Source organism: Longimicrobiaceae bacterium (genome assembly GCA_035696245.1).
Taxonomy (GTDB): Bacteria; Gemmatimonadota; Gemmatimonadetes; order Longimicrobiales; family Longimicrobiaceae; genus DASRQW01.
The window spans coordinates 1-6,404 of sequence record DASRQW010000093.1 but is presented as its reverse complement, the minus strand read 5'-3'; the positions used below and the strand labels follow the sequence as shown (position 1 = coordinate 6,404).

At 71.7% G+C, this 6,404-nt stretch carries 5 protein-coding genes; 2 read left to right on the top strand and 3 right to left on the bottom strand.

Translation table 11 applies throughout. The annotated features are described in order from the left end of the window. Positions 1-655: hypothetical protein (locus VFE05_04295; GenBank protein HET6229276.1), on the top strand; the 655-nt coding region annotated here is incomplete at its 5' end. 284 nt (positions 656-939) lie between these two features. Here the strand turns inward: VFE05_04295 and VFE05_04290 are convergent. Next, positions 940-1,452 carry a TonB family protein gene (locus VFE05_04290; GenBank protein HET6229275.1) on the bottom strand — a complete coding sequence of 171 codons (513 nt, stop codon included), beginning with the start codon at positions 1,450-1,452 and terminating at the stop codon, positions 940-942. 372 nt (positions 1,453-1,824) lie between these two features. Here VFE05_04290 and VFE05_04285 point away from each other — a divergent pair, with 372 nt between their 5' ends. Continuing rightward, the gene (locus tag VFE05_04285; protein HET6229274.1) at positions 1,825-3,600 is read left to right on the top strand and encodes a serine/threonine-protein kinase; all 1,776 of its coding nucleotides are present in this window, start codon (positions 1,825-1,827) and stop codon (positions 3,598-3,600) included. Positions 3,601-3,743: 143 nt separating this feature from the next. Here the strand turns inward: VFE05_04285 and VFE05_04280 are convergent, their stop codons facing one another. Further along, positions 3,744-5,687: a hypothetical protein gene (locus VFE05_04280; protein HET6229273.1), complete on the bottom strand. Its 1,944-nt coding sequence runs from the start codon at positions 5,685-5,687 to the stop codon at positions 3,744-3,746. Positions 5,688-6,004: 317 nt separating this feature from the next. Beyond that, positions 6,005-6,404, bottom strand: a 400-nt coding sequence (locus VFE05_04275; GenBank protein HET6229272.1) for a hypothetical protein, incomplete at its 5' end; no start/stop codon positions are given.

Sequence of the window (6,404 nt, the reverse complement as noted above, 5' to 3'; positions counted from 1 at the left end):
GGGGCACCACCTCTACTTCTTCCCGTTCGAAGGGAGGCTGGTGCACGAGGGGCTGGCCGCGCTCTTCGCCTGGCGCATCTCCCGGCACGCGCCCATCTCGTTCACCATGGCGAGCAACGACTACGGCTTCGAGCTGCTGTCGCCAGACGAGGCGCCGCTGGACGAGGCCCTGGCGGCGGGCCTGCTCAGCCCCGAGAACCTGCTGGAGGACGTGCCCGCCTCGCTGAACGCGACCGAGATGGCGAAGCGCCAGTTCCGCGAGATAGCGCGGGTGGCGGGGCTCATCTTCCAGGGCTTCCCGCACGCGGGGAAGAGCGCGCGGCAGCTCCAGGCGTCCAGCGGCCTCTTCTTCGACGTCTTCACGCGCTACGACCCCGGCAACCTGCTGGTGAGCCAGGCGCACCGCGAGGTGCTGGAGCGCCAGCTGGAGAGCAGCCGCCTGGGCCGCACGCTGGAGCGCCTGGCCGCCGGCCGCGTGGTAATCTCCACCCCCAAGCGCACCCCGCCGCTCGCCTTCCCGCTGCTGGTGGACCGCGCCCGCGAGTCCGTCTCGTCCGAATCCTTGTCCGACCGCGTTCGGAAGATGCAGGTCGCCCTGGAGCGCGCCGCCGGCCCCGAAGGCACCGGCCGCGGCACCCGCACAAAGTCCCCGTAGATGCACGGCCGCGGACATCTCCCGTCCGCCATGCATCTACCGGCGATACATATCCGCAGACGTATGTCGTTGTAGGGGTGCGATTTATCGCATCCGCCTCTTTTCCGCGCGCGACTCCGCCTCATACCGGCTTACATCTTCCATCCGCTCCCCGCACGCCCTCTCCGCGCCGCGCGTTGCTACCCGCTCACGCGCGTTCCCGTCGGTCGAGAAAGGCTTCCAGGAACGAAACCGGGCCCGGCGTTCGTGACGACGGGCCCGGCTCGCATCTCCCCGGCGGAGGATCACCCGGTGACGGTGAAGCTCAGAGGGATCACCACCCACGGTGCCATGCAGCGCCCCTGGTACACCGGCGCGCTGAACTGCATCGCGCGGACCACGAGCAGCGCGCTTTCGGCGAAGCGGGGGTCGCCGCGCAGGAACACCGTCTCGTGCATCTGGCCGAGCACGTCAACGTGTCCGGCGACGGTGACCTGGGCCTGGATGTGGTTGTCTCGCAGCGCGGGCGGATAGTTCTGCGCGAGCAGCCGCTGGATCGTGGGCGCGTTCACCAGCCGCATCCCCGGGTTCCGCTCCGGCAGCGCGAGCCCGTTGGCCGCCGTCCCGAGCCCGGCCGCCGCGAGGTCCCGGCGAACCTCCGCCTCCTTCCCCTCGGGCACGACGACGAAAGCACGCGTGGAATCCGCCGCCGTGCACTCCGTCGCCGCGGGCGCGGGGCCCGCCGGCGACTTCGGGCCGCATGCGGCGAGGGCGAGCAGAACAGCGAACGGAACGGCGCGGCGGGAGATGCGTGTCATGGAGAGGTGTGGTTTGGATGGGATGCGATTCCGCGGAAGGAGGAAGCTATGTTCTTCGCTTTCCGCAGGCCACCGCCGATACGCGTTGACCCTCCGCTGACATCGCTTCCCGGAGGGAATGGACTCACGCGGAGGCGCGGAGGCCGCGGAGAACACCCCCGTCTCCTGTTGTTCTCCGCGCTCTCCGCGGCTCCGCGTGAGAATGGTTTTCGTCCGTGCATCTTCTAGCCGCGCATTGCCGTAGATGCACCCGCGGGAAGCCGCACCAGAATCCATGTGCGGCGGTCCGGGGTAACTACGGGGTCCGGGTCGTGCGGAGGCGGGTGGCCTCGCACGGACGAGCAACACTCTGGCGAAGGGCGCGCGCAACTGATGTCGGGCTTCGAATCGCTGCTGGCGGGGCGCACGCTGGGCGGGCGCTACCTGATCGAGGCGCTCATCGGGCGGGGCGGGATGGGCGCGGTGTACCGGGCGACCGACGAGCGCCTGGGCCGCGCCGTGGCCGTGAAGGTCGTGAGCCCGCCCGGCGGCACCACCGCGGCGACCCGCGACAGCCTGCGCAGCCGCTTCCAGCGCGAGGCCCGCGCCGCCGCGCGCCTGCACCATCCCAACGTGGTCACCATCCACGACTTCGGCACCGACACGGCGCTGGACCTGGACTTCCTGGTGATGGCGCTGCTGCAAGGCGACGACCTGGCCACGCGCCTCGCCCGCGGCCCCGCGCCGTCGGCAGCCGAAGCCGCGGCGATCCTGCGCGGCGCCGCGCGCGGCCTGGCGGCAGGGCACCGCGCCGGGCTGGTGCACCGCGACGTGAAGCCGGGCAACCTCTTCCTCTGCGCGACCGAAGACGGGACCGCGGCGGACGTGCGCGTGCTGGACTTCGGGATCGCGCAGGTGGCGCAGGACGACGGCGGCACCGTCACGCACTTCACGCAGCTGGGCCAGGCGCCGCTCTCGCCCGCGTACGCGAGCCCCGAGCAGCTTCGCGGCGAGACCCCGCTCACCCCTGCCGCCGACGTGTACGGCCTGGGCGCCATCGGCCACCAGCTGCTGGCCGGCGAGCGCGCTTTCACGGAGGACGAGGTCCGCCGCATCGCCGCGGGCGAGCGGGTGCGGCTGGCGGGTTCGGGAGATGCGGATTCGCCCCTCGCCGGCCCGGTCGGCCAGGTGATCGTACGCGCCCTCGCCCACGACCCGGCGGAGCGCTTCCCGGACGCGGGCGCCTTCCTGGACGCGCTCGAAGCCGCCATCGACGGCCGCGCGCCCGATCCGGCGCCCCGCATCGCCCTCCCGTTCCCCGGCGTCGCATCTGCGGACCACACGCAGCTCGCCGCATCTACCCGCCTGCCTTCGGGAGATGCGGAGCGGGCGACGAGCGCGGGCGTCGGGCCATCGACCGCAGGCGCCGTATCGGCCGGAGGCGCCGTCGCAGCGGGCACGGGCGCGGCGACGGCGCTGCGGCCGTGCGCGGAATGCGGGCACTCCATCTCCCGCAACGCGGCGCACTGCCCAAGCTGTGGAGCACCGGCCGGAGCGGCGGGAGGGAGATCGCGTCGCGGCTGGCGCGGCGCGCTGGTGGGGCTGCTGGCGTTCCTGGCGGGTGGCGTGGCGGTCGCGGCGGTGCTGTACGCGCTGGGGATGGCGAGCGGCTTCGGCGTGGCGCGACGGGGGGCGGGGGGCGACACGGTGCCCGCACTGGACTCGCTGGCCCGCGGCGCCGCCACGGTGGAGCCCGCGCCGATACCCGTCCATGTCCCCGCGCCCGAGTGGGAGATCGAGAACGTGACCAGCGACGAGAGCTGCAGCAGCCTGTTCGACGCCTGCCTGCGCGTTCGCTGCACAGTGGCGAACACGGGCGACGCGGCGGGCGACGTGGCGGTCACGGCGCGCGTGCTGGGCCGCACCACGCACCGCCACGAGCGCCAGGTGCGCGTGGAGGCCGGCCAGCGCGAGATCCTCTTCTTCGACTTCCCAGAGGTCAAGAACGGTGAGCGTTTCCGCGAGGTCACCTGCCACCCCGAGAACGTGCCGTCCGACGAAGCGGCGGAGTCTCCACCGCCCGCCTCGGGCGACGAAGACCCCGCGGGCGAGCCGCCCATGGGCAACCCCAATCGCCCCGGCGAGCCCACCGACACGGTCGTGATGTAGTCCGGGTCGACGGGATCGGCGTCCCCCGTGTGCGGGGCTCCGGTCGATCGCGCCATCGTCGGCCGAACCGTCCAATGCCTGTCATCTACAGACGATTTCGCCGACGGAGGACTCTTCCGCCAACGTCTCCGCGCCCGCGCTTTCTACGCGGACGGAGCGTACGCCGGCCGGGGCGGCTTGGCCATGCCCACGAAGATCACGATCCCGTCGCCGCCCGGGTTGCCCGATTTCGCCGAGAAGTCCGTGGCGAAGTCGGGCTTCCAGTTGTTGAGCGCCCACACGTTCCCGGCCTGGTCGATCACGCAGCTCGTCATCCGCATCAGCGGCGTGTAGCACGGCTTGCCGCCGGGCCCGTTGAGGGGCTTGTGGTCGTGCAGCAACACCTGGTCGCCGGCCGAGTGCAGCGTGTAGCCGCTGGGGGGCGAGATGGGGTCGCCGGTCTTCAGCCCCGGCGGCGGGCGGATGCCGGCCAGCTGCGACAGCGCGGTATGCGGGTGGTGGTGGGCCGGGCCCATCGGCCCGAAGTTGGCCACCCACACGTGGTCGTCGCCGTCCACCGCCACGCTCCACGGCCCGTTGACCCCGCCGCCGGTGAACCCGGCGTACGTCTCGCAGTCCGGGCTCACCATGTACACCGTGTCGTCTCCGCCCGAGGCGACCCAGGCGTTTCCTTCCGAGTCGATCCCGATCCCCTTGGTGACCGAGCCCAGCGGCAGCGTGCGGTCCAGCCGCAGCGTGCCGCCGTCTATCCGGTAGCGGCACACGCAGCTCTGCGCCTGCATCTCCAGCGGCCACCCCAGCCCGCCGCTGTAGCTGACCCACGCGCCGCCGTCCGCGGCGATGGCGATGCCGAACGTGCCGACGCCGGGCGCCGGATCGAGATGCGCGGGGCCCAGTGGCGGGTAGCCGAACGCCTTCTCGGCGTCGCCGCCGGGGAACACCACCACGCGGTCGTTGCCGAAGCTCGCCAGCCAGATGTTGCCGTCGTGGTCGGCCACCGTGGCCTGCACGCGGTCGGTCCCGCCGTGGAAGCCTCCTTCCGGCGAAGTCGCCCGGCCCTGCGGATCGATCCGCGAGACGGTGCCGTGCTTCGGGTAGTCCGTATCCGGATCGCCCCAGCCGAAGTTGCCTACCCAGGCATTGCCGTCGGGCGCCACGGTGACCCCGAAGCCCACGCCCAGGATGCCGCCCCCGCTCACGGGCGAGACAGGCGCGCCGTGGCGGCCGTCCGCGGGCCTGCCGTCGGGCTGGAGCACCATGATGCAGCGAGCCGAGCCGGGCGTGCCCTGCACCACGTTGTTCGCCACCCAGGCGTAGCCGTTCCGGTCGAAGGCGATGTTGGCCGGCCCGCCGAACAGGAACTCGTCGTCGCCGGAGTCGTTGACCTTCACGGCCAGCGTCCACGCGTCCGGCTGGCGCTCCAGGGCGGGGAGGTAGACCTCCAGCTCCTTGGTCTGCCGGTAGATCTCCTCCACGTTCTGCCCCGGGTTCAGGGCGATGTTCGCCACGGCCTGGAACGTGTCCGCCGCTGGCACCCCGTCTGCCGAGGGGGCGAGGCGCTCGAGGGCCGCCCTGGCGCCGGGCACGTCGCGCACGCAGCCGGCGAGCAGGTTGGCGAGCGCGCGCAGGGATCGAAGCGCGTTCGTCTCGTCCGCGTTGGGCGACTTCAGCATCACCTCCGACGGCTCGCCCGTGGCCGTCGAGGCTAGGTTGCCGGCCATCCCCGCCACGATGCGCAGCCCGAACGCGTTTCCTTCGATGCGGCTGCCGCGGATGAACTGCGCCGCTGCGTAGCCCGCCGCCACCGTGGTTAGCTCGTTGATGACGATGGGGCTGGCCATGCGCCCGCCGATGACGGCGGCCAGCTTGAGCTCCACGCCCTGGAGCGCGGTCGCGTAGAAGATGCTCGCCGTGGTTGGCCCCAGCGTGTCGATCTCGAACCGGCCGTCATCGTCCGTGCGCATGGACCCGACGATGAGCGGCGCGTCTTCGGTGGCGACGTACAGGGTCACTAGCGCGTCGGGAACGGGCACCGCGTTCCCCTGGCTGCCCGATTGCACGACGCCCTCCAAACGCTGGCTTGGCATGTCTTCCCGTTCCGTTTCGTGCGTGGGGATGATGCCGGCACGACGTCCGCCGCGGACGTATCGACGAGCAGGAGCGGTGGCGAAGGAGATGGGGTGCGGCGGGAGATCGTGCGGCGCGAAGCGTGGAAGGGTGCGGGGAGGCGCGTCAGGACGCAAGTCTTTTCGCGCCACGAAGCTCGTAGATTCTGCATCGGCCGACTGACGGTAGACGACGCAACAGCGAACGGCGCATCAGGAGAATCTTCCCGATGCGCCGTTCGCCGTTTGTACGATCACGTTCTGATCGGGCCGGAACGCTATGAGTTCGAACGTCCCGCTCACCCCATCTCGAAGAAGCCGAGCTGGCCACCCGGCGGCGTCGGTACGCGGAAAGAGGCGGTGGAGAGGGGCTTCTTGTCGTGGTTGAGCCCCGCCTTGCGGCAGCCGGCGGCGAAGAGCGTGCGCACCTGGTCCGCGAAGATGCCCTCGCCGCGGCCGCGAGCGAAGTAGCGCGAGTCGTACAGCTCGCCGCCGCGCATGTCGCGCACGCGGTTCAGCACCTTGTCGCGGCGGTCGGGGAAGTGCCGCTCCAGCCACTCGGAGAAGAGGTCCTTCAGGCCGTGCGGCAGACGCAGCACCACGTAGCTGGCGTGGCGCGCCCCCGCGTCGGCCGCAGCCTGGAGGATGCGCGGCATCTCGTGGTCGGTGAGGCCGGGGATCACGGGGCCGATGAGCACC

What these genes read in the sequence shown, in the direction of transcription:
- VFE05_04290 (HET6229275.1), bottom strand. Translation starts at nt 1,452, where the DNA reads ATGACACGCATCTCCCGCCGCGCCGTTCCGTTCGCTGTTCTGCTCGCC.
- VFE05_04285 (HET6229274.1), top strand. Translation starts at nt 1,825, where the DNA reads ATGTCGGGCTTCGAATCGCTGCTGGCGGGGCGCACGCTGGGCGGGCGC.
- VFE05_04280 (HET6229273.1), bottom strand. Translation starts at nt 5,687, where the DNA reads ATGCCAAGCCAGCGTTTGGAGGGCGTCGTGCAATCGGGCAGCCAGGGG.